Source organism: Bacillus cereus group sp. MYBK227-1 (assembly GCF_051916325.1).
In the GTDB taxonomy this organism is placed as follows: Bacteria; Bacillota; Bacilli; order Bacillales; family Bacillaceae_G; genus Bacillus_A; species Bacillus_A cereus.
In genome coordinates this window covers 128412-154385 of record NZ_JBQAGK010000007.1, presented here as the reverse complement: position 1 = coordinate 154385, position 25974 = coordinate 128412, and the positions used below count along the sequence as shown (strand labels likewise).

Sequence of the window (25974 nt, the reverse complement as noted above, 5' to 3'; positions counted from 1 at the left end):
GAGGCTTTTTAAATAGCTTAACATGTAAATAGAAGTTATATTTAAAGTGACTACCAGTAACGTAGTCACTTTCTTTAAATTAATAGTAAGATGATACAATGTATTAATTAATATATAGAAAATATAGGGGGATTAATAATTATGCGCCTATACATATTAGAAATTACTACAAAACATAAAATCAGTTTTATTAATGCGGCATCAATAGAAAAGGCCATAGAAGCATTTAAAAGGATATATAAACATTATGAAGAACAAGTACCATTTTACGTTAGAGAGATACATCCGAGTGAAAAAATCATAATGGATACAATAAGTGGTGAAATACATTGCATAGGAGACAATAGCGTTCTAAAGAAATGTTTGGAGAATCTTATGCACTTATATACTCCAATTGATTGGGTTCCTACACTTGTACTATATCAAGATATAAAAACTGATCCGATTTCGTTTACTATACATAAAGGATGCCTTATAAAAGGAAGCCCTGAATATAACGAGGTTGGGATGGATGTTTGGAAAAGCGCCCTCCAGGTATCGTTAGATGACCACAGAGAGGTTTGGAATGCCCTAAAGACATTTTTACACATCCAGGTACTTTCTGTATTCGAATTAGAACAAGTAACCAAAGTTAATGAAATAAGGTGATAATAATGGAATTCGAAGAACTTATACAGTTTGTAGAAGAAAATAAGCAAGAGCATTTTCAAGATATAATTAGTCAGAACGAAGCTGCAATTAAAAAGATAGATGCGGAAAAGTAAGAAGTAATCAAAGAAAAATACATTAATATAGGTCACTGTTATTGATTTGAAATAAAGATCAACTGTTTATAAAAAAGACGCGATGTTTTGCCCCTTTGGATCTGTTTATCTAAAGGGGTGTTTTTATAGTGAAAAGTGAAAAGAAGATCTGAGCTGAAAGGCGGATTAAGGAACCGTTGAGTAGCAATAAAGTTACTCAACTAAAGGGCCAGTTTGTGGAGGATTTTAACAGTTTTTTTAGAGTTATTATTTAAGAAAGGATTTTGAAGTCTTTTGGTGAAAATTAAATATTAAATCTATAAAAGATAGAGGTTGTTGTGATGTTGAAACTGTTTCAATATAACTGGCAAATCCGTGATGATTGGTTTACATTGTGCGAAGACATACCAGATGAAGAACTATTAAAGAAACAGGTCGGTGGGTTCGGCAGTATACTACATACCCTATTTCACATTGTAGATGTGGAATATATGTGGATCTTAGGTTTGCGAGGTGAACCAGTGCCTGAGGAGCCATTGTTTGAGGATTATGCTAGCTTACAAAAAGTGAAAAATCTTTCAGCTCAATACCATGAGAAAGTGAAGCCATTTGTGACATCTTGGACAAATGAAATGGATTCTCGGAAACTTTCAGAAACTGATTTCAATGAAGAACCGATTAGCTCTAGAGACGCACCAATCAGGCGCCGAGTCATTGAATGTACACACGGAGAGATCATACGTCATGTCATTGTCCACGAAATCCACCATATTGGCCAGTTATCTATATGGGCACGTGAAATAGGAAAGGAGCCTGTTTCCGCAAATCTGAGAGGAAGAGGGCTATTCGATAATTAGACTGCCTTTGCCAATTTCACAAACGGGCGCGATTGTTGAACAACATAGGTAGAAATGATCGAACTTTTTTATAAAAACCAAACTTAAATCTGCTGGGGAAGAATCCATTTTGATCAATATGTTATCAAGACCTAAATTAAAAAAAGATAAATAAATTAAAGGAGATTACATATTTTATATGACTAATATGTAATCTCCTTTCTTATTCCAGAATCGCGCCCGATTCTGGAAAAATTAAAAAACGTTTATTTTTCTTTTAACATTGAATACTTTCGATAAGCTTTATAGAAATTGATACCCAAAAAAACAAACAGAAGTGTGGAAGACAACTTCAAAAGGACAAATGGAGTTTCAAATAAAAATGCCTTCCAAAATAATGAACCTTTCATACTCCAAAGACCTTCATGATATAATCCCGAATCCTTGTAAAACATATAAGAATAGGCTAAACACAGCATAACCAACCAAAATGAAGAATTCATTAATTTTTTATAATGATTATCCTTAGATTGGCGATCCGAGAAGATTTCATTTTGATCAGCATCTTTTTTTTGCCAATACCGTATTCCACTAAGCCAGGGCCCCTTTAAATAGTTCCAACCAAAATCCTCATATATTCCTTTGTATTCAAACAACTTTTTCTTAGGTAAATAATCTTGATAATCAAGTCGTATAATATATCTCTTGTCAGTTTCTTCGAAAGTGTATATTCCTAATCCACTAATATTTGTACAACGATAGCCTTTTTGTAATTGCTCGTTCAGCCATTGCTCCTCTTTTTCAATATCAAAAAACATCTTAAATTTCTTCATTGGATTCACTTCCTTCGTACAGGGATAAAATATGCAATAGCCTATTTTGTTCCATTTTCAAAATGGCGCTTCCTTCTGCAGTTATCATATAAACTTTTCTCCGACCTGACTCTCCAACAGGTTCAATCCAACCATGCTTATTCAAGTTTTCAATCGCACCGTATAATGTACCAGCTGCTAAAATAACAGTACTGTTACTTATCTTTTCTATCTTCTGCATTACGGCATAGCCATGGAGTGGCTCACGCAGAGCTAATAAAATATAGTGCATGGTTTCAGACAATGGTAATAATTTATGTTTCATATCCTCACCTTCCATTCAGTTCAACTGTATAGTTCAACTTAATAATAACATAATGCAGTTCAACTGAATAGTCAACAACATTTTCAAAATTGGTCAAAGGAACTTAAAGTAATAACTTGATAACAAGGGAAAAAATCAATCTAAAAAGTCACTTTCCTTACGTAAGGGAAAGTGACTTTTTATGTAGTCTTATTCAATTGATTGCGAGGTATTTTTGATCAAACTTTATTTCAAAGCTACAACTGTAAATATTGATAATATCTTTTTAAAGATATTTTAGTTTTGAACCCCATCATACTTACCAACTCATCTTCAGTTAATCCTTGCTTAATAAGACGGAGAATAAAAGTGTTTCTCATCTGCTGTGCAGAGATACGCCTATTTAATTCCGCACGTTTCACTTCAAGTCGTATCATCTTTTGTATAGCAACTTCAGACAATGCTTTTGGCGCATCCTTTTCGTACACCCAACGATACGTACCTCGATTAAAATCAAATGCCACAAATAGAGGATTATCTGTGTGTTGTCTAGGTCTTACAGGTTCCGGAATAGTCGTGTAATATTTATAAAGCTGCTGCGTATCTTCCATAGTTAAAGAGACAGACCTAGTTGCTCCATTTTCTCCAGGTACCATTAAGGTATTTCTAGCAAACTGTATATGGCTCATATTAAGCGATACAAGCTCTTGTAAAGACAAACCATAGTTTACTATTAAATTAATTATACAAGCGTTTCTATCCATGATTAGAGGCCGATATTTGGCTTGTCTTTCCGTTAATCCCTTTATTGATAGAACAGTTTGCTTTAAAAGCTTTCCTTCCATTTCGGTAATAAAATCATTATCATTTAGTGATTGATCCGGAATTAAAGAGAGATTAATACCATCCAACGGACTAACTATACCTAAAAACATGTGTAACTTCTTTAAAACAACCCATATTCTGTGTCTTGTTTTCTGAGAATATTTACGTTTGTCTTCTAACTCAGAGAAATACAGCTGATAGTCTGCTTCAGAAAGTTCATTCCATGATTTGATATGAAAAAGTATTTCATTTACTTCTAACCACTTAAAAAAATCCTTAATATCGTATGCATAACGTTGAATTGTAGAATGTTTTCGTCCTTTTTCATTTAAATACGCTGAAAAAGCCTCTAATGTTTTCTCTAAACAAATTGTTTCGTTCATAATAATCACCTAATTTCTTAGGATATATTATAACAGAAAATAAGTGAAAGACCTGCTACCGCCCTTTGCTACGCACGGTTGCTGGCATCTCCAAAACGCAAACGGACAAACAACCCTTTGCGTTTTGAAGATGTTGATTATTATCTATAAAGTAAAATAAATAGGGTTATCATAATACTCCAAAAAGGAATTACAAAAACTAATCCTCCAAATATGAATTGTTTACTAAAATGAAAAAAGGACAAACCTCGCCCTGGTAGGGATACGTAGGTTTGTCCTTTAGTATGTGGGTAATGATTTGTTTATTTTCCATTATTATAACGTAATTTACAAATATTTTCAATTAGGTCGGACATCTTATTAACAATCAGACTAGCTGTATTAAAAATCTATTATAAATATATATCTTATATATTAAAAAGAAATAAAGATAAAACTATTATAGGTTATCAAAAATAGGGGAAAGATCTACTCCCACAAGGGAATATCTGATGTTAGAACATAAAAAATCATAAATAGTAGAAAATGTATACGGAAATTCAATAATTATTAGACTATCAATTCTACAAAAAAGCATAAAGAGAATTATGTATTTCTACATGAAATCGGAAAGAAATTGATACAAATTACTTTATATTTATCCACCTATGAAAATAGGATTTATTTTCTTTATTTTGTTAAATACAGCAATATCTAACGTTCAATTATCCACATTTTATCCAGATTAGACTACTATTTGTTAACATTAATCAATGTTTGCACATAACTCACATTTTTTTTGATGATTTTTATTAGATAAATGCAACAACATTAGTAATTACAATGATTTTAGAAATATTATATTCACATCGAATCATATTTGTCCGCATATCCACTATTTTTATAATTTTCCTTATGATTTTTTGTAGGTATTATAAGATAGGTTTTAATAGATTAGAAGAATACTCCCTGACGTTATGTGGAGAGTTATATATTGCTAGAATCGAATATGCATAGAATTGCATAAAAAAAGACTCCATTTTACATGAAGTCCTTCTGATTTGGTATGTATAAATAGAGTAGTCGAAAAGGGGTGTTAATGAAACAAACACGAATAGCCCTCCACTTTCGATTTTTTCAAAAATAGAGAGCTCATTACTATTATTTTATTTCCATTGCGTGTAGCACCTGATCTGGAGCTGTTATTGTTACTCCAGCACGTACTAAACGTTCGAAGGTACGCATAAACTCTAGTAAATTAAACTGCTTTGGTAGTTCAATAACACGAAGTTTTTCTTGTGGCAGCTTATCAATTGCCTCGATAAACCATTCACGTACATCACTTGGAATCGTGCGTTCTTTATGGCCACGAACTTTTAGTTTTTCACGCATTTCAATTTCTAAAGCGATATATGCATGGAGATTAACCCCCTGATCATATGCATATTTTCTAAATAACGTTTCTTCTTGGTATTTTAGATAATTACGGTGATAAGACTCTTCCGTCACTGGTACCGCAAACTTCTGCTTCAGTAGTGCATGCACATTCTTAAACATCTTCTTAATGTTATGAAGAGAGTACATAGAATAATGTAGACCAAAATTAAAGATAGCTTGCTCACGGTCACTATTTCTCTCTTTTGGTATATGCTGCGAAATAAGAGGGTAGATACCTTCTTTTGCTGCTGTATCGAGAATTTGATATTGAGATGTTTGATGCAATAGTTTCTTCAATGTATATACAATTTTCGTTGGATATCCTTCTTTTCGATCAACCATGTCACGTAGTCCGCGAATTACACTGCGAATTTGACGGTGACAAGTATGCTTTAATACATGAATGAATTTATTCATGTCTGCAGACAGTTCACCGATATTCATCTCTTGTAGGACTGCTTCGATAAATTTCGCTTTTCGAGCATAAGTAGCTTTTGGTGTAAATGGATCCCTATGTTGTTCTTCTCCAGCTTCTTTCGAACATAAGAAGTCTGAATGGATAGATAGATATAGTGTTGTATATCGTTTTGTATGCTTTACACCTTTTTGCATTTTGCAAATTTTGAATAGGGGATTCCCCGTACATGGTAATGCAGTTGTTAATTCCTCGATAACCGCACGAATCTGATGCGGATATTTTTTATGTAAGAAACGATACATCCCACCGAAGTGAGTTTTGTTTCCTCTTTCGTCCTGCTTGTCCAAAGAACGCTTTAATGTTGTTTCCGTATGTTGTTGCATCGCAATGTCTAAGAATAATTTCTTAGCCGCTACAGATAGCTTAAAGAAATCCTTTGTAAATACAACAGGACTAATATATACGTACGGATTTGCTTTTTCTGTTTCCTCGTTCATAAAATGAGTCAGTTTGATTGTATATCGGCCATCTAAGCCATTTTCAATAGAGATAATGTTATGTAAGCTTAATTTCTTTAATGCAATATAGAATTGAGAGTGTTGGATATAAGCAAATTCTTCTTTATATTGCTTGTAATCTTCCCACATCATATGTATTGTTACATTTGGAATGACACCATTTGTATAGCATTTTTTATGTAAGTACAAGAATACTTCAAGATCTGCATTCGTAATACCGTATAATTTATGTTTTCTTCCGGTTTTTTCTGCAATTGCAGACATTGCGCGACGTGAAAAAGATGGCTTGGCTTTTTCGACAAAGCCTTCTACGTCAGCAATACGTTCTTCGTATGTCATGTGCTGCAGAATATCTTCTAAATATGTATCTTTATAGCTGTAGTATTTCTCCTCAAATGTTTCCACAAATTTTTGCCAAGATTTTATGGTTACTAGCACAGCATTGGTTGTTTCCCCATTTAAGCTACGTTGATTTCGTATTACAAATGATTTCCCCATCTTTTTCACCTCCGTTCTACAAATTCAGAAATTTATGCCAAAAGACTATAAAATATTCCAATTTTGATTATAGCAAAACGAATTTTGTAAAAATGTGCCCTTTAAGAGAGAATTTCAAAAAAGGCAACACCTTATGAGCCTTAGAGCCACAAGGGATAGAAAAAAAGTTTGATTTTTTTTTTGGTACGCCACTTGGGAAGGGATGTTGCTCTTTTCTTGTATGATGCTATTTATTGAGAATGGGCGGAACCCTTTAACATCAATGGTTTATAGATATTTCAATTGATTTTTGGTACGCAACTTGGGAAAGATGTTGCTTCTTTTTCAGAAAAATGGGTACGCAACTTGGGAAAGAATTTTCATGGAATATATAGTTTGTTTTTGATTTAATATCTCAAACCACTTGATATAACAGCGTTTGCGGCTGATTTTGCTAATAGGATAGGTACGCGACTTGGGAAAATTGTTGCTTCTTTTTAACTGGACATTAGAAATTTAAATATTTGGTGTTGCTTGTTTAGAGAAATAAGTACGCAACATGGGAAAAATGTTGCGTATTTTAGTGGAATAGGACGTGAGTTGGGAAAGGTGTTGCTTGTTTTACAGGAAAAGTACGCAAGGAGGGAAAGATGTTGCACGTTTTGCAGGAAGGGTACGCAAGATGGGAAAGTGTTGCATGTTTTGCAAGAAGGGTACGCAAGGTGGGAAAAATGTTGCATGTTTTACAGAATAGGTAGGCAAAATGGAAAAGACGTTGCACGTTTTGCAGGAAGGGTACGCAAGGTGGGAAAGATGTTGCACGTTTTGCAGGAAGGGTACGCAAGATGGGAAAGTGTTGCATGTTTGCAAGAAGGGTACGCAAGGTGGGAAAAATGTTGCATGTTTTACAGAATAGGTAGGCAAAATGGGAAAGACGTTGCACGTTTTGCAGGAGGGGTACGCAAGGAGGGAAAAATGTTGCATGTTTTACAGAATAGGTAGGCAAAATGGGAAAGACGTTGCACGTTTTGCAGGAGGGGTACGCAAGATGGGAAAGTGTTGCATGTTTTGCAAGAAGGATACGCAAGGAGGGAAAAATGTTGCATGTTTTATAGTGGAAGTGAGGATGGGCAAAAAGACTCGGATTTTAATAAAAAAACACAATTTTTTGGAACGTTTCTAGCTGAACAAATAAAGTGCATAGAAAGATAAGGTATAAAAACCAGAACGTATTTTAAGTAATAGTACTACAAAATATGTCCTGATTTTTATGGTTTGGCTTATATTAATATGGTTTATCAGACAATGTTTTTAGAGTAGTAATATTTAGTGTCAATTGACGTTCTATTTCCGTGTGTATTTCCGTTTAAATGCAATAGTGCATTTATAATTCATCCATTCATCAACTACTGAAACAAGAAGTTCTTTTATTTGATTTAAAGTTGGTTTATGTGCAGGAGCAGGTATATTAGTTGCGCCATGTCTACTTAAAATCCCTGAACCATTTCTAGAGTTTATGTACTGAGTATATTCCTTTAATTTCGTTAACGAATCAAATAAATCTTCTGGTAAATGACCAGGGTTTACATATTTACTTGTTTTTAAATCCAAATCAGTATTAATATTTTCAAAAATTTTATATGTATTTATTAAAAGATAAATAGCTTGTTCGTGTGAAAGTGTTAATAAAATTATTACTTCTCTAACAATAGGTTCATCTATTATTAATTGTGTGTAATCTTTGAGCCTAGACGGGGGAGAACTAACATCTCTTTTCTCTAATTTTGCAAGCATATTTTTGTCAAAAGGATTTTCTAGTTCCTCCAATAAAATATCAAGATCAGTCCCATAGTTTACACTTTGAATACTAATCCCGTTATCAAAAAATAGGGATGTATCTAATTTAATCAAGTCTGCTTTATTTATAATACGTAATCCATTTACTAGACGCATTAAAGCGTTAAAGCGAATATACGCTCTTGTAGATTCCTGTGGTTTTAAAACATCTACATGATGTGATTCAAATATAGGCTTCAATGTTATTTCTTCAGAATCACCATTTAAAAAATGAAAGTGTGGTCCTAAATCCCAGCCTATAATACCTGGATTTGTATAGATACGCATAGACCATACGTTTTTTTTCAAAAGAATTCCTCCCCTAAGTATAAATATAATTAATGGTAATTATATCATTAAATTGTTTACTGATATAAAAGCTGATAAAGCAAATCTAATTTTAAATTAGCTACCTGTGTATGAAGGATTTTGGAAACTATTTTTTACGAGTAAAGTAAGAGTTTATACAAGTAAAGTAGGAATAGTATACACCTCTTGTTATAATTAAAAGAAGAGGATTCAGGAGGCATATATTTAAATGGAAAAATTAAAAGTTTTATTTCAGAATACACTTTACATAGCATACCCTTTATTTACTGGAGTTGAGGGGAGTGAAAAAGTTTTAAATAAATGGCAACAATTCTATCAAGATGTAGAAAGAGATTTACAGGGGATTTACAACTCAACTTATTCATCACAGACTTTCGAAAGGCTAGTGAAATGGGTTTCTAAAAAAGAAGCTTTGGGATTATCTGCGATAGACATTCTCCCAAAACTAGATAATCATAAGGAAGAAATTTTCGAATGTTTAAAAGACGACTTATATATGGAATTTGGGATTAAACTGCCTGTTGTCGCAAAAGAATTACCTTTAGATACAGAGGCTAAGAGTGATTATATAGAGCGAAGTAATGCAGGGTTTATGTACCATTTATCAGACACTATAGCTAAGAATAAGTTTACAGATGATCAAGATAAAAATGTTCGTATTGCGCAATTGCAGGATAAACAAAATAGTCTAGTGGTAGTATCATCACACGATGATGGTGATATGAAATTACAAAGAAAAGAGCTTAAAAGGTGGAACACGCTAATTGATTCTACATTTTTAACTCGAGTAATGGATGATTTAACGGCGGATTGCCTTGATATTGTAACGGAATTATGGGTAAAGAGTGCGGAAAATGATAAGACTATTGTGCCTGTACATTACGAACAAATACTAGATATGTGTAATATGAAACAAATCAAGAATGGGAAGGCTTATTATCGAAAAGAAGACAGATTAAAGATTATGGAGCGTTTAGCTGCGCTTGCTAGTATTTTTATTTATGTAAATGAAGATAATGAAATCGTTATATTAAATGAAGAGGATCCGAATGAAACCTTAGCTTATAAAAAGCAAAGAATTAGAAGGTTATTTGTAATGGATGAAATTATCATTGCAAAAGATATTGATACGGATAAAACATTAGGAATAGAGAGTATGAATGTCACACCAGGTAGTTTTTTATCGAAGTATCTATATGGTTCTGAGAAACTAACAGGTTTACTATCTAAGAAAGCATTGGAGTATAACAGTAAGCAACAAAGATATCACAAAAGAGTAACCAGATATCTAAGTTGGCGTTGGCGTATTCAACAATCGTATCAACATCTAACTCATTCATATAGTATCGGTGGCCCTAAAGGACTACTACAAGTTATGGAGATAAGTATGAATAGAAAGCCAAGTCTAATAAGACAAGTTTTTGAAAAGACGTTAGATGATCTTATGAGGGACCAAGTTATTAAGGAATGGAAGTACTCTCCTGAAATTGATGAGGAGAAATGTAAGGGGAAAAACTGGTTTGAAAACTACTGGCTAAAATTGAAAGTAATCATTTCTCCTACAAATGAACTGGTTAAATTACAACAAGAGTTGATTACTAAGAAAAGTAAGCAGCAGGTACCGTTAGTTATCGAGATGGAAGAAAAGCCACCCGTAATTCAAGAGAAGCCAATAAGTATATTAAATCAAGAAAAACCTAATAGTATTGAGTTCTATATTGAAAAGATGAACACGTATAAAGAGAAGAACAATAAAAGTATTCGTGAGTTAGCGAAAGAAATAGATATATCATATTCAACACTTTCAAGGATGTTATCAGGTAAAAGAAAAAGATTAAATGATGATACAAAGGCTAAGCTTGATAAATGGATAGAAAGACAAGAAGTGGTGAACTTATTGTAGTATAAGCTACTATGCATATGTGATTAAGATAGGGATACAACCTTTTTATATAAATTTATTTAATATTTTTAAACGACACTCAGGGATCGATATAGGTTTGACCTGGGTGTTGTTTATTAATAATTATAGTAAATAGGGATAAGTATGAACTAAATATATATTGAAGTGGAAGAATTAGATACTCAAGATTGGAGAAAAGATCTAGATGAACGATAAGGTTACACTGAAACAAAAAATATTAGAATATCGTCTTACAAATCTGAAAGGGCAAAAATATACCGAAAGAATTCTCAGTATATTATTTATAGCCGCTTTTTTATTTGCTATAGAAGGGTTTTTAGATGAAAAAGTAATATCTATACCAATGGATTTAAACACAATTTATGGCTATATGAAAAGTTATGTATATATTCTCCCTACATTTTTTGTAATAGCATTATTTTTTATTTATGTGCTAATTAAGAAGAAATATATAAGCAGGATAATAAATTATCCCATTTTTACATTTAATTTTGATACATATATGATTGGTATTCTTTTAAGTTGTATACTCTACATGCTGTCAGTAAAGTTTGGTTTTTTTAAAGGTGACCTAACTTATCGCTTGGAAATAGCGGGATGGACAGTATATTATTTTTATTTCATAGTTTTGTTAGTTAGAAATAGAAATTTATACATAAAAAAAAGTAAAGTTGATTCGAAAAATCTATCCTTCCTTGCAGATAATGCAATAAAAATGGAAGGAGAGGACGAATTAGAGCGTACTGGTTTTGTAAACGGATTAGTAACGAGGATTAGTTCTTGGAAAGAAACAGAGAGTATTGTAATCGGATTATACGGTGAATGGGGAACAGGAAAAACTTCAGTATTAAATTTAATGAAAACCAAATTTGAAGAAGATAAGAATAATGTCATTATTTCATTTAATCCATGGTATTTTAAAGATGAAGAGCAACTTATATTGCAATTTTTCAATAAATTTATAGCTGGAATAGAAGAAAATTTTTCGGGGAAAAAAAGTAAATTAATATCAAATATCAAAAATTATTCACAAATGATAACATCCGTTACATTAAGAATGGGAGTATTCAATTTTTCATTTAAAGACTTTATTGCAGCTAATAAGATTGATAGTGATATACAAAAATTGAAAGATATTATTGAGAATCAACTTGAAAAAGAAAACAAAAAAATAATCGTATATATTGATGATTTAGATCGTTTGGATGACGAAGAGATTCATTCAGTTTTTAAGCTGGTAAAATTAATAGCTGATTTTAGACATACAATATATATTTTGGCTTTTGACGAGGAGATAGTCGAGAATGTATTGTCAACAAAATATAGTGGCAAAAAGGCGAGTGAGATTGGAACATCATTTTTAGAAAAAATTATTCAAGTACCGTTATATTTGCCACCAGCGGATTCTGAGGATATAAGAAGGATAATTTTTCGAGGATTTAAGAATGTCCTTAATGAAAATCAGATATTTTTATCTGATGAAGAATTAAGAAGGTTTAATGAGGTTTGGAGTAAATCCCTTGGTATTTTACCATTGACAATAAGAGCTGCAAAAAGACATCAAAATTCAATCGTTTTTTCCTTGCCTTTACTTAAAGATGAAGTTAATGTTGTAGACTTGTTTTATATAGAGGGCATTCGTGTGTTTTATCCGGATGTCTATAAGTTTATATATAGAAATGCAAAAGCATTTTTATATGCGGGTAAAAACCTCGGTTTTAGCGGGAAAAATACAACACATGATGAATACAAAGAGGCATTGAAAGAGTTATTTGAAAAACTTCCTTCTACAGAAAAGAATATAGTCATTTCTATTTTAAAAGCACTATTTCCGAGAAGTGAATATTTAATTACAGGTCAGAATGTTTATGGTGGTGAATGGGATAAAACTTGGTCTGTGGATAGAAGAATTTGTTCTGAGTTTTATTTTGAAAAATATTTTGTTTACTCAGTACGAAATGGACTCATATCTGATGTGAAATTTAATTCCTTATTAGATGAGTTGAAAAATGAGAATGTTGATGAAGCAGTTAGCAAGCTTAAAGGTATGATTATCAGTAATGATATAGTTAATACAGATGCCCTTGGTAAATTTCTTGTAATAATTGATGCAAACTTAACACTAGGGAAATTGGAAGTAAAACAATCAGAAAACCTTATATATTGTCTTGCGAGAATTGAGAAGATAATTCCGAATCATTTTTATCAAATGTTTAGTATTCGTTCAAGGATTGCAATAACAATGTGGCATCTTTTACAATTACAGCCTAAAGATGAAGCTGAAATTGTAATTACAAGAGCAATGAATATTGTGGAATCACTAATGTTTTGTGTTGATATATTAAGATGGATTGTACCATCAGAAGAGGTGAAAAAAGATTTCTTTACCCGTGATGAATTTCAAAGAATAGCTACAGTTGTTATAGAGAAAATAAAAACAGAAATTCAAAATGAAAGTTTTTTAGATACTTATAAAACGGGTTCATCAACACTTCTAAATAGTATTTTACGATGGGGAAATAACAATGATAAAACAGAATTAAGTTTAAAAATAAAAGAGTGGTTAACAGAACCAAATGGGGCAGAAAAATTATTATTAGGATTTTCTATATTAATTTCCACTTCAAACATAAAAAAAACTACAATTATAGAGTTTAAAATGGATTCGTATAACGCAATAAAAGAGACTGTTAATCCTCAGGAAATAGCTGATATTTTAATAGATAAATATCAGGAGAACACTTCTGATATAAATATTCATGAAGATAAAACAGATTATGAGAAGGTTGCTTTGGAATTTTTAAAGTTACATCAAAATGTCAAAGATACGCAATCATAAATCTTTTTACAGTGTGATTATAAATTATTAAGGTTTTTTAGTTTGTTGACATCTTTTTTGGACGGGTGGAGGGGTGTTTTTTCGTGTATGACAAGCTACTTTAAGGTAAGAAAGATAGGCATCAGAATTGGATTCTAGTTGCTTTTATTTTGGCCCCAGTTATACAAAATGGTGCCATCCTTTTCATGTTTTTAGTGTCTGCTGAAAAGTTAAATCTCAAATTAAGATCGAACATATTCTGTAAAAGAATGAATTGATTTAGAAATCTCTTTAATTTTTTAGGTGCGAATGTATAGCGAACATGGAATTCCTAGTACATTCACACCTAGAATTATCATGCTTTATGATGGTAATTTATAATTTATATACAAATTACTTTATTAAATAAAAATATTTTTATACTTTTAAATAGAATTAACGTATTTGTTGTTGATTTTGAACACAAATCGGTGTCTCACCTTATATAGGTGCGTGGATTGAAAAAATGAAAGCTGAAATTGATGAATTAAAGGTATTAGTCGCACCTTATATAGGTGTGTGGATTGAAAAGCTAAAGATATTGATACCGATGAAATGTTAGGTAGTCGCACCTTATATAGGTGCGTGGATTGAAAAACCATCGTCTACGACAAAGAAATCGAGCCCAAAGTCGCACTTCATATAGGTGTGTGGATTGAAATATGCCAATTGGTGTACAAGCGGACTTTATTAATGTCGCACCTTAAATAGGTGCGTGGATTGAAATTAGTAATGCTCTGGCTTTAAAACGCTCTGCAGTTTAGTAGATACTCAACTGGAAGTATCTACTAAACTGCAGTATTTAACAAACATATAAAAAATATAAAATGGAGGGAGATTGAATGACCTACATTGCTCATATACGTGAGAGTGACAGGCAAGTACAAACAGTCGAAGAGCATTTATTAGGAGTAAAAGAACTAGCTGAAACCTATGGAGAAAAAATCGGTATAAAACATTTAGCTGGTTTAGCGGGTATGCTCCATGATATGGGTAAATACACCAATGAGTTTAAAGAATATATATTGGAAGCAGTAAATAATCCTAATTCTCCACCTAAAAGGGGGAGTGTTGACCATTCAACTGCAGGGGGGAAATTGTTATATCAATTATTCCATACAGAAAATATGATTCCTTACAAAGGGATAATATCTGAGATAGTGGGAAATGCCATTATTTCTCATCACGGATACCTTCAAGATTTTTTAAATCCAGATTTAGAATCGCCCTATTTAAATAGAGTGCGAGATAAGCAATTAAGAGGATTTGATGTTACACAACAATTCTTTTTTAAACATGTCATGAAAGAGAAAGATTTTCATGAGTATGTTGACAAAGCTACTGTAGAACTAGAAAGTTTCCTACTTAAAGAACCCCCAGAAAATGCTGAAAAACAATTAATGTTTTTAACTAAATTCATCTTTAGTACATTAATTGATGCCGATAGAACAAACACCCGATTATTTGAAGAAGAAAAAAGTGTAGAATCCGTAATAAATTCTGATGAGTTATTTAAGAAATACTACGAGAGACTCATGATAAAAATTAATGCTTTCAAAAAACAGCAGAATGCAAATACCCCTATTAACATGTTGAGAGCAGACATGTCAGATCAGTGTGATCAGTTCGCTGAGAGGCCATCAGGAATATATACATTATCTATTCCAACTGGTGGTGGTAAAACATTAGCAAGCTTAAGATATGCACTAAAACATGCAAAAACCCATAATAAAAAACGAATTATTTATGTTGTACCTTTTACAACAATTATCGAGCAAAATGCGGAAGAGGTTCGAAGAATATTAGAGGATGAAGAAAATATTTTAGAGCATCATTCAAATATAGTTGAAGAAGTGAATGAGCATGATGAAAATGAAGACGGTATGGTTAGCATACAACAAAAATTAAAATTAGCTAAAGATAATTGGGATTCTCCTATTATTTTTACAACCATGGTTCAGTTTCTAAATGTGTTTTACGCAAAGGGAAACAGAAATACTAGAAGACTCCATAATTTAAGTGAGGCAATTATTATTTTTGATGAAGTGCAAAAAGTTCCTGTTTCATGTGTTTCATTATTTAATCAAGCATTGAATTTTTTAAAAATATATACTCGTTCCAGTATAGTCCTCTGCACTGCTACTCAACCTGCTTTGGACTTTGTAGAACAAAAATTAGACATAAATACGGATGCTGAAATGATTAATAACCTCGATCATGTAATTGAAGCATTTAAAAGAGTAGAAATCATTGATCAAGCAACTAATGAAATCTTTAATAAAGATAAACTCAAAACATTTATACATACAAAAATAGAGGAAGTACAAAGTATCCTCATTGTTCTAAATACAAAATCAGTTGTGAGAGATTTATATACACAATTACAGAGTCAAGGATTAAATGTTCCTATTTATCATTTAAGCACAACAATGTGTGCAGCACATAGACATAAAATTTTAGAAGAAGTTAGAGAATGCCTTAAGGAAGGAAGAAAGATCATTTGCATCAGCACACAGTTAATCGAAGCAGGTGTAGATGTAAGTTTTGAGTGTGTTGTTCGTTCTTTATCAGGGTTAGATTCTATAGCACAAGCTGCAGGAAGATGTAATCGCCACGGTGAAAAGGGCATACAGAATGTCTATGTGATTGATTATGAAGAGGAAAGCTTAAGTCATTTAAAGGAAATTAAAATTGGAAAGAAAATAACTAAGAAAATCCTTATGGATTTAAAACATAACGATAAAATATATGGAGGACATATTTTATCAAGAGAGGCAATGAAGAGGTATTTTAAAGAATATTATAGAGAATTTGAATCCGATCTAGATTATTTTATTCCAAAACTAAAAAAGAACATGACTGAGTTATTATCCGTACCAAGAATAGAAAATAGCTATCGTCGAGCATATATTCATAAACATGATAAAAAAGATATTCCATTATTTATTATAAATAGCTACCAGACAGCGGCCAAACATTTTAACGTCATTGATGATCTAACCACTTCAGTTATTGTCCCATATGAAGAAGGAAAGGATATTATCGCAGAATTAAATAGCAATAACTCCATTGAGGATTTGAGTCGATTATTACGAAAGGCACAGCAGTATACAGTTAACGTATTCAACTATGAAAAAGAAAAATTGATAATAAATGATGGACTCGTATACTATCTTGATGGGAAAATTCTAGCCTTGAAGGAAAGTGCTTATAATGATGAATATGGTCTGAATGTGCTTAATGAGAGTGATTTTAAGACAGCTATATTTTAAACCCTATCTTTGTTTGAGATAGGGTTTTTAATCCATGTTTTTATACCATATCAAAAGAATTCTTAAATTTCATATAATATATAATCGTTAAATATTGATATAGTTACATAGGAGGAGTATCATTAATTTACTAGAAAAATATAGAAAATGAAAAAGGAGGAAGAATCTTTGCGGAATGCTATTGAATTTGAGGTTTTTGGTGATTACGCACTTTTCACAGATCCTTTGATGAAAATGGGAGGAGAAAAGTTAACTTACCAAGTACCAACTTATCAAGCTATCAAAGGGATTGTCGAATCAATTTACTGGAAGCCAACTCTTCTTATGATCGTAGATAAAATAAGAATTATGAATGCAATCAAAATGGAATCAAAAGGTATTCGTCCAATTGAATATGGTGGTGGAAATACACTCGCAAATTACACATATTTAAAGAATGTAAGATACCAAGTTCAAGCACATTTTATCTTTAATCCTCATCGACCTGATTTAGCTTTTGATCGTAATGAATATAAGCATCATAACATCCTAAAACGTTCACTTAAAGTTGGAGGACGGCGAGACATTTTTTTAGGAACGAGAGAATGCCAAGGATATGTGGAGCCTTGTGTTTTTGGTGAAGGAGAAGGCTTTTACGATAATTATGGTGGAGATATTCATTTAGGCACAATGATTCATGGGCTTAATTATCCTGATGAAACAGGTAGGAATGAATTAGAGGTTCGATTATGGAATCCGGTAATGAGAGATGGAATTATTCAATTCATCCGACCAGAAGAATGTACAAAAATCCGTAAAATATCCAAGATGGAGCCAAAGATTTTTGACAGTTCAAACGTTGAATCAGTTGATGAGCTTATAAAACAATTAGAAGAAGGAGGTGAATAAATGAGTTGGCTATTGAATTTGTATGAGACCTATCAATCAAATTTAGATCGAGTCGGTAAAATTGAAAAAAAATATAATGGTCAAGAATATACATTGCTACCTATTTCACACACTACTCAGTCAGCAAATATTGAAGTTTTAATTACAGAAGAAGGGGAGTTCCATTCAGCGACAGTTATAGATAAGAGCGATGCCAATACATTGATCCCTTGTACAGAAGACTCTGCAAGTAGGTCTGGTACCGGAGCGTATAAAGTTCCCCATCCATTACATGATAAATTAACTTACGTTGCAGGTGATTTTGGTGAATACGGCGGCAGTAAAAAAGAAGAGGAGTCATTTGGCTTTTATATCGAACAGCTAAGGAATTGGGTAGAATCCCCATATACTACAGATAAATTAAAAAGCATTTACAAATACTTAAGAAAAAAACAATTAGTGAAAGACTTGATAGATACCAAAATATTATGGCTTGATGAAAACCAAAAGCTGATTGGAAAGTGGGATAAAAAAGTTGAAGTTTTTCTTGGGAACAAGCCCGAAATCTTTACAGTGCTTCCAGCTGGCCAAGAAGCTGCGTTTGTTAGATTTACCGTGTATTCTCCAAATAAGATGCTATCAAAGGTATGGCAAGACAAAGAAATACATAACTCCTTTATTAATTTCTATGATGGCCTCCTAGATAATGAAGATTACTGCTATGTTACAGGGGAAATAAAACCGAGTACAGATAAACATGCGAAAAAGATTAGAAATGCCAGTGATCAAGCAAAGTTAATCTCTTCAAATGATTTAAGAGGTTTCACATTTAGAGGAAGATTTACTACGTCAAATGAAGTAGCGAATATTAGCTATGATGTGTCCCAAAAAGCACATAATGCATTGAAATGGCTTATTAACAAGCAAGGAAAAATTATCGATCAACGTGTATTTCTTGTATGGGGCAATGATGCAGAAGATGTTCCAGATATTGTAGAAGATAGTTACAATATATTTTCAATGGATATAAGAGGAACTAAAAAGCGAGAAATAAAATCCTATACACATGAACAATTTGCCAATGAAGTTGCTAAGGCAATTGATGGTTATAAAAATAATTTATCTTCCAGTGAAAATGTAAATATTCTCTTGCTTGATTCAGCGACAACAGGCAGATTAGCAGTTCTTTACTATCGTAATATGGATAAAAACCTTTATTTAAATAAGTTAAAGAACTGGCATTCTACATGTGTCTGGGAGCATGGTTACCGTAAAAATGCAGATAATGAATTTGTTAAATTTTATGGGGCACCGTCAACCAGAGATATTGCATTTGCTGCTTATGGGCCAAAAGCAAACGAAAAAGTAGTCAAGAGTTTGATGGAGCGTATGCTTCCTTGCATCATAGACGAGAGAAAAATCCCTTTCGACATTGTTAGAAGTGCCTTTCAACGTGCATCAAACCCTCTATCAATGGAAAAATGGGAATGGGAAAAAACATTAAGTATTACATGTGCATTAATTAATACAATGGAGGGATATCAATTGGTATTAGATAAGGAAAATAATAATAGAGATTATCTCTTCGGACGCCTTCTAGCGGTTGCGGATGTTTTGGAAAGAAAGGCATTAAATAATGGTGACCAACGTGCTACAAATGCTAGGAGATATATGAATTCCTTTTCTCAACATCCGGAAAGAACATGGAGGACCATTCAAGGGGCCCTACAACCGTATCAAGCACGTTTAGGGGAGAAAGTTTGGTATTATAACAAATTAATTGATGAGATTGGCTCAATGATAAAAATTGAAGATTTTAATAATAAACCACTGTCTGGAAAATACTTATTAGGCTTTTATAGTCAACGGCATGAATTGTATCAAAAAAAAGAAAAAAATGTTTCACTAAATGATGCAGTAAATATTGGAGAGGAGAATTAAAAATGAAAACTTTAGATCACAAAATCGATTTTGCAGTTGTTTTATCAGTTACAAAGGCTAATCCAAATGGAGATCCTTTGAATGGAAATCGCCCAAGACAAAATTATGATGGACATGGTGAAATCTCTGATGTAGCCATTAAACGAAAGATTAGAAATCGTCTGCAAGACATGGAAGAATCTATTTTTGTTCAATCAAATGACAGGAAGGTAGACCAATTTAATAGTTTAAGGGAACGAGCAGAAACCAATGTAGATTTAGTCAAAGCGTTAAAATCGAAGGATAATCCACATGAACAATTTGCTGCAATTGCATGTAAAGAGTGGATTGATGTAAGAAGCTTTGGACAAGTTTTTGCCTTTAAAGGGGGAGCTGGAAAAGGTGTCTCTGTTGGAGTAAGAGGACCTGTTTCAATACATACGGCAACGAGTGTAGATCCGATTGATATTACTAGTATGCAGATTACGAAAAGTGTAAATTCTGAGCCTGGGAAGGATAAAGGTTCAGACACAATGGGGATGAAACATCGTGTAGATTATGGAGTCTATGTTTTTTATGGAAGCATTAATACACAGTTAGCAGAAAAGACAGGCTTTACTAACGCAGATGCGGAAAAGATTAAAAATGCACTGGTTACATTGTTTGAAAATGATGCATCAGCAGCACGCCCTGAAGGAAGTATAGAAGTACATAAAGTTTGTTGGTGGGATCATAATTCAAAACTTGGTCAATACTCCTCTGCAAAAGTACACCGTTTATTAGAGGTTAAACGGAATATTGACGAACCAAAAACAATTGATGATTATACTGTATTGGTACATGAATTAGATGGTTTAAAAGTTGAGATTATTGATGGAATGTAATGAAGACAATAGTTATTTAATGTTATCTGGTATTCAACATTTTCAATTTTGCAAACGACAATGGGCCCTTATTCATATTGAACAACAATGGGAAGAAAACGTTAGGACGATAGAAGGGAAGTTTCTTCATCAGAAAGCTGATCAACCATTTATTAAGGAAAAACGAGGAAACAAATTTACTGTGCGTGCGATGCCTATAAAATCAAATGAACTTAGAATTACAGGAGTTTGTGATGTGGTAGAGTTTATTAAAGATAATAATGGGATTGAAATAAATGGTGCCGAGGGAAAATATATTGTGCAACCAATCGAATATAAACGTGGGAAACCGAAAATAAACGATTCGGATGTTTTACAATTAACAGCACAAGCTATATGTCTTGAAGAAATGCTGCTTTGTGAAATAAAGACAGGCTTTATATTTTATAATGAAATCAAACACCGTATTGAAGTTCCCCTAACGACATATGAAAAAAATAACGTTAGGTCAATTGTCAAAGAAATGTATGATTATTATAAACGCAAGTATACTCCTAAAGTAAAAACAGGATCGTTTTGCAAAAGTTGTTCCCTTCAAAATTTATGCTTACCAGGATTAATGAATAAAAGATCTGTAAAAAGTTATATTGAAGGGAAGATCCATGAATGAAAAAACTTCTTAATACATTGTTTATAACTCAACCAGATGTTTATTTGTCGTTAGATGGTGATAACATCGTTCTTCTAAAGGAAAAAGAGAAGATAGGAAGGTTGCCACTTCACAACTTAGAATCAATTGTATCTTTTGGCTATACGGGTACAAGTCCTGCACTTATGGGGTATTGTGCAGAAAAAAATATTTCATTGGTATTTTTAACAATGTATGGACAATTTCTTGCAAGAGTTATTGGGAAAAGTAAGGGAAATGTCATTCTAAGAAAAAAACAATATCGTATATCAGAAGATGAAGTTATATCAGCTAAAATTGCGCGCAACTTCATTGTTGGAAAGATTTACAATAACAAATGGATAATTGAAAGAATGACTCGAGATTATCCATTACGAATAGATGTGGATCAATTCAAAGCAATCTCTCAACACTTATCATCTATTATTCTTGAAGTAAGGGAATGTGAGGATTTAGAAAGATTAAGGGGATTAGAAGGGCAGGCTGCCACAAGTTATAATAAATTATTTAATCAGATGATCCTACAACAAAAAGAGGATTTTTATTTTAATAGACGTTCTCGAAGACCCCCATTAGATAATGTAAATGCAATGTTATCATTTGCTTATACATTATTAGCAAATGATATGACATCTGCATTAGAGAGTGTTGGATTGGATGCATATGTTGGTTTTTTGCATCGAGATCGGCCAGGAAGGGTATCTTTGGCTTTAGATGTTATAGAAGAGCTACGAGGAGTCTATGCAGATAAATTTGTCTTGTCATTAATTAATAAGCGAGTCATAAACAAGGGGGATTTTTTCCAAAAAGAAAATGGAGCTGTTATCATGACGGATGAAGCTAGAAAAAAATTTATAACAGCTTGGCAAAATAAAAAACAAGAAAAAATAACACATCCATATCTTGGTGAAAAAATATCTTGGGGATTAGTACCACATGCGCAAGCTTTGCTATTGGCTCGTTATTTACGTGATGACTTAGATGAATATCCACCATTTTTATGGAAGTAGGTGTAACAGTTGCTAGTATTAATAACATATGATGTAAGCACAACTAACAGTGTTGGACAAAAAAGACTGCGAAAAGTTTCGAAAATATGTCAAAATTATGGTCAACGAGTCCAAAATTCAGTGTTTGAATGTGTTGTGGATGCAACTCAATTTGCTACTTTAAAGATGGAATTAATTAAAATTATTAACGAAGATGAGGATAGTCTTAGATTTTATCAGTTAGGTAATAACTATAAAAATAGGGTTGAACATATCGGTATAAAGGAATCCGTTGATTTAGAAAGTCCTTTGATTTTTTAGGTGCGAATGTATAGCACACATAAAATTCCTCGTGCATTCGCACCTGAATTTTCATAATTTATGAGAGAAGTTTAATATTTTTTATACAAATTCTCTTATTAAATAAAGAAATATGTATATTTTTGAACAGAATTAGTGTATTTTTGTATGGTTTTAAACAAAAATCGCTGTCGCACCTTATATAGGTGCGTGGATTGAAATTCTGGTGGTGGACAAAATACGTTAAAACTAAACGTCGCACCTTATATAGGTGCGTGGATTGAAATAGTAACGTGGATAGTCGTTTTAGAGAGATTACATGTCGCACCTTATATAGGTGCGTGGATTGAAATAAAAAATTAACATTTAGCACAGGAATCATGCACAAGTCGCACCTTATATAGGTGCGTGGATTGAAATACTACGAATGCAGAAAATGAAAAGGTTGTTATAAGGTCGCACCTTATATAGGTGCGTGGATTGAAATACACTTGGTAAGATTTTAGGAGTTGTAAGGTAATGTCGCACCTTATATAGGTGCGTGGATTGAAATAACATATCTAAAATAACCATCATATTTCTGTTTGTCGCACCTTATATAGGTGCGTGGATTGAAATGTCCAGCATGTGCCTTGGCAAACTCAGGAGGAACGTCGCACCTTACATAGGTGCGTGGATTGAAATTTAGATTATTTCAATGCAAAAATAGAAGTAAACAAGTCGCACCTTATATAGGTGTGTGAATTGAAATATTAGACGAGATATATCCACAGAAGAAGAATTACGTCGCACTTTATATAGGTGCCTAAATTGAAATGAAATTACTTGCTGCCTTATCTAGATTACTTTCTTCGCATCTCAGGTGTGTGGAGTAAGACTGATAAAATAATTGATAGTAATTTAGTGCCTCTGTTGGAGAAAGGGGACCTGTTTCAATTCATAAAGCAACGAGTGTTGATCCAATTGACATTACTAGTATGCAGATTACGAAAAGTGTAAATTCTGAGCATGGGAAGGATAAAGTTTTAGATACGATGGGGATGAAGCATCGTGTTGATTTCGCAGTCTATGTTTGTTGGTGGGATCATCATTCAAAACCTGGTCAATACTCCTCTGCAAAAGTACATCGTTTATTAGAGGTTAAACGGAATATTGACGAACAAAAAACAATCAATGATTATACTGTCTTGGTACATGAATTAGATGGTTTAAAAGTTGAGATTATTAAAGGAATGTAATAAAAAGCGTCAGAATAGTTGAAAGAAAGTATCCTTATAAAAATATACCCTATCAATTTATTAAAGGAAAGTCGCATCTCTTGCAGGTGCGTGGATTGAAATCGTGCATTAATGGTTGAAATTGGCGAAGCCTGGAGTCGCACCTTATATAGGTGCGTGAGTTAGGACTGGTAAGATGTTTGATAGTAATTTAGTGTCTCTGCTGGAATAAGAGGACCTGCTTCAATTCATACAGCTGATCCAATTGACATTACTAGTATGCAGATTACGAAAATTATAAATTCTGAGCCTGAGAAGGATAAAGGTTCAGATACAATTGGGATGAAGTATCGTGTTGATTTTGGAGTCTATGTTTTTTATGGAAGTATTAATACGCAATTAGCAGAAAAGACAGGTTTTACTAACGAAGATGCGGAGAAGATTAAAAATGCACTGGTTACATCGTTTAAAAATGATGCATCAGCAGCACGCCCTGAAGGAAGTATAGAAGTACATAAAGTTTGTTGGTGGGATCATAATTCAAAACTTGGTCAATACTCCTCTGCAAAAGTACATCGTTTATTAGAGGTTAAACAGAATATTGATGAACCAAAAACAATCGATGATTATACTGTCTTGGTACATGAATTAGATGGTTTAAAAGTTGAGATTATTAAAGGAATGTAATAAAAAGCGTCAGAATAGTTGAAAGAAAGTATCCTTATAAAGATATACTCTATCAATTTATTAAAGGAAAGTCGCATCTCTTGCAGGTGCGTGGATTGAAATTTGTATCATAAGTTTCCCTCCTAAAATAAAAAGCTCTCGCACCTTAAATAGGTGCGTGGATTGAAATCACCCGAATATCGGAAAATTAGAGAGTTTTTTAGTCGTACCTCTTTTAGGTGTGTTGATTGAAATCTCAATAGAAATTATGGAAGTTTGAAACACAAAAATCAAACCCCTTATAGGTGTATGCATTGGAATTTTTGTCATCACATCGTATTTACTGTACATGCTGGACGCACCTTTTGATGGTGCGTGGATTAAGACTGGTAAGATAATTGATAGTAATTTAGTGTCTCTGTTGGAGTAAGAGGATCTGCTTCAGTTCATACGACGACTAGTATTGATCCGATTGACATTATACTAGTATGCAGATTACGAAAAGTGTAAGTTCTGAGCATGGGAAGGATAAAGGTTCAGATACAATGGGGATGAAGCATCGTGTTGATCTTGGAGCTTATATTTTTTATGGAAGTATTCATATGCAATGAACAAGGAAGACAGATTTCACCAAAGGGGATGCAGAAAAGATTAAAAATGAACTGGTTAAATTGTTTGGGAATGCTGGGTCAGTAGCACGCCCTGAAGGAAGTATAGAAGTACATAAACTTTGTTGGTGGAAACATAATTCAAAACTTGGCCAGTACTCTTCCGCAAAAGTACACTATTTACTGGATATTAAGCGGAACATTGACAAACCAAAAATAATTGATGACTATAACATTTTGGTAAAAGAATTAGATATTTTAAAAGTAGCGATTATTGATGGACTGTAATGAAGAAAACGTTAGAATAATTGAAGGAAAGCTTATTTATTAAAAAGTTAATTAACCATTTATTAAAGAAAAGTCGTCCCTCTTGTAGGTACGTGGATTGAAATATCTGACCAACCAGGCGGTTTGCCATTTGATAAAATCGCACCTTATGTAGGTGCGCGGATTGAAATATAATACACATATTCAGATTCAAGAACAGCATGGTTGTATTCCTTATAGGTGCGTGAAATGGTAAGATGCTTAATAGTATTTTATTAACTCTTAATGTATTACCAAAATCTTTGTTGGCTATCGGCCTTCACAAGCTTGAGGAGTAAGAATAATTATGGTTAATGTGTTAGTTTTAATTAATACTTCTTGAAATCAATAACAATATTATATAATATATAGGTATATTGTTAGTTTATTTGATTCCGTTTATTCCCACACCTTTTTTTGTGTTGTGGTTGAGTTGTAGAAGCAAGTTGCGTCTTGTTTCATTTGTGAAAGGGCTTCTTTGAGCCGATTAGTGTATATATAGCTTATTTTGCTATGCACATTATTAATCGACTTGAAGAAGCTCTTTTTGTGTTGTTTTCAAGTATGCAGGCGGGGTTATTTATTATTCATAAAATAAC

16 protein-coding genes, 3 pseudogenes and 1 CRISPR repeat array are annotated in these 25974 nt (G+C 32.7%); of the genes and pseudogenes, 14 read left to right on the top strand and 5 right to left on the bottom strand.

Features of this window, described 5'->3' with window-relative positions:
- Nucleotides 1-141: 141 nt before the first annotated feature.
- Both ACTFRM_RS25030 and ACTFRM_RS25025 read left to right on the top strand, forming a co-directional pair.
- A complete protein-coding gene (locus tag ACTFRM_RS25030) occupies nucleotides 142-648 on the top strand; it encodes a hypothetical protein (RefSeq protein WP_368661126.1) in 507 nt (168 codons plus the stop codon).
- Between the two features lie 436 nt (nucleotides 649-1084).
- Nucleotides 1085-1600, top strand: coding sequence for a DinB family protein (locus tag ACTFRM_RS25025; RefSeq protein ID WP_440021118.1), 516 nt, complete (start codon nucleotides 1085-1087; stop codon nucleotides 1598-1600).
- A gap of 245 nt (nucleotides 1601-1845) precedes the next feature.
- On the opposite strand, the gene ACTFRM_RS25020 is transcribed toward ACTFRM_RS25025, so the two are convergent.
- From ACTFRM_RS25020 to ACTFRM_RS25000, 5 genes are all read right to left on the bottom strand, one after another.
- Entirely contained in the window at nucleotides 1846-2412 is a 567-nt protein-coding gene (locus tag ACTFRM_RS25020) for a DUF2812 domain-containing protein (protein ID WP_440021120.1), read from the bottom strand.
- Complete coding sequence (locus ACTFRM_RS25015; RefSeq protein ID WP_002139689.1) at nucleotides 2399-2716, bottom strand: PadR family transcriptional regulator; 318 nt, start codon at nucleotides 2714-2716, stop codon at nucleotides 2399-2401. Before ACTFRM_RS25015 ends, ACTFRM_RS25020 begins: the two co-directional genes overlap by 14 nt.
- A 236-nt stretch (nucleotides 2717-2952) precedes the next feature.
- The gene (locus ACTFRM_RS25010) at nucleotides 2953-3903 is read right to left on the bottom strand and encodes a tyrosine-type recombinase/integrase (protein ID WP_440021122.1); all 951 of its coding nucleotides are present in this window, start codon (nucleotides 3901-3903) and stop codon (nucleotides 2953-2955) included.
- 1140 nt (nucleotides 3904-5043) lie between these two features.
- Complete coding sequence (locus tag ACTFRM_RS25005) at nucleotides 5044-6753, bottom strand: hypothetical protein (protein ID WP_440021124.1); 1710 nt, start codon at nucleotides 6751-6753, stop codon at nucleotides 5044-5046.
- 1323 nt (nucleotides 6754-8076) lie between these two features.
- Nucleotides 8077-8877, bottom strand: a complete 801-nt coding sequence (locus ACTFRM_RS25000) for a hypothetical protein (RefSeq protein ID WP_440021126.1) — start codon at nucleotides 8875-8877, stop codon at nucleotides 8077-8079.
- 229 nt (nucleotides 8878-9106) lie between these two features.
- On the opposite strand from ACTFRM_RS25000, the gene ACTFRM_RS24995 reads away from it, so the two are divergent.
- The 12 genes and pseudogenes from ACTFRM_RS24995 to ACTFRM_RS24940 all read left to right on the top strand — a co-directional run.
- Entirely contained in the window at nucleotides 9107-10801 is a 1695-nt protein-coding gene (locus tag ACTFRM_RS24995) for a helix-turn-helix domain-containing protein (protein WP_440021127.1), read from the top strand.
- A gap of 205 nt (nucleotides 10802-11006) precedes the next feature.
- Complete coding sequence (locus ACTFRM_RS24990) at nucleotides 11007-13661, top strand: KAP family P-loop NTPase fold protein (protein ID WP_440021128.1); 2655 nt, start codon at nucleotides 11007-11009, stop codon at nucleotides 13659-13661.
- 860 nt (nucleotides 13662-14521) lie between these two features.
- Complete coding sequence (cas3, locus tag ACTFRM_RS24985; protein ID WP_440021130.1) at nucleotides 14522-16951, top strand: CRISPR-associated helicase Cas3'; 2430 nt, start codon at nucleotides 14522-14524, stop codon at nucleotides 16949-16951.
- A gap of 168 nt (nucleotides 16952-17119) precedes the next feature.
- Nucleotides 17120-17839: a type I-C CRISPR-associated protein Cas5c gene (gene cas5c / locus ACTFRM_RS24980; protein WP_098349527.1), complete on the top strand. Its 720-nt coding sequence runs from the start codon at nucleotides 17120-17122 to the stop codon at nucleotides 17837-17839.
- Nucleotides 17840-19759, top strand: a complete 1920-nt coding sequence (gene cas8c / locus ACTFRM_RS24975; RefSeq protein WP_000118650.1) for a type I-C CRISPR-associated protein Cas8c/Csd1 — start codon at nucleotides 17840-17842, stop codon at nucleotides 19757-19759.
- 2 nt (nucleotides 19760-19761) lie between these two features.
- Nucleotides 19762-20622, top strand: coding sequence for a type I-C CRISPR-associated protein Cas7/Csd2 (gene cas7c / locus ACTFRM_RS24970; protein WP_000853369.1), 861 nt, complete (start codon nucleotides 19762-19764; stop codon nucleotides 20620-20622).
- Entirely contained in the window at nucleotides 20612-21271 is a 660-nt protein-coding gene (gene cas4, locus ACTFRM_RS24965; protein ID WP_000389015.1) for a CRISPR-associated protein Cas4, read from the top strand. Before cas7c ends, cas4 begins: the two co-directional genes overlap by 11 nt.
- Nucleotides 21268-22299, top strand: a complete 1032-nt coding sequence (cas1c, locus tag ACTFRM_RS24960; protein WP_000735203.1) for a type I-C CRISPR-associated endonuclease Cas1c — start codon at nucleotides 21268-21270, stop codon at nucleotides 22297-22299. The genes cas4 and cas1c overlap by 4 nt, the downstream gene beginning before the upstream one ends.
- Before the next feature lie 9 nt (nucleotides 22300-22308).
- The gene (cas2, locus tag ACTFRM_RS24955; RefSeq protein ID WP_000960662.1) at nucleotides 22309-22599 is read left to right on the top strand and encodes a CRISPR-associated endonuclease Cas2; all 291 of its coding nucleotides are present in this window, start codon (nucleotides 22309-22311) and stop codon (nucleotides 22597-22599) included.
- 169 nt (nucleotides 22600-22768) lie between these two features.
- A CRISPR array of direct repeats spans nucleotides 22769-23396; the repeat unit is 33 nt; unit sequence GTCGCACCTTATATAGGTGCGTGGATTGAAATA.
- A 90-nt stretch (nucleotides 23397-23486) separates the two neighbouring features.
- A pseudogene (locus tag ACTFRM_RS24950) lies at nucleotides 23487-23816 on the top strand (type I CRISPR-associated protein Cas7); the annotation flags it as partial.
- Nucleotides 23817-24011: 195 nt separating this feature from the next.
- Nucleotides 24012-24482, top strand: a pseudogene (locus ACTFRM_RS24945) (type I CRISPR-associated protein Cas7); the annotation flags it as partial.
- Between the two features lie 393 nt (nucleotides 24483-24875).
- A pseudogene (locus ACTFRM_RS24940) lies at nucleotides 24876-25357 on the top strand (type I CRISPR-associated protein Cas7); the annotation flags it as partial.
- Nucleotides 25358-25974 lie beyond the last annotated feature (617 nt).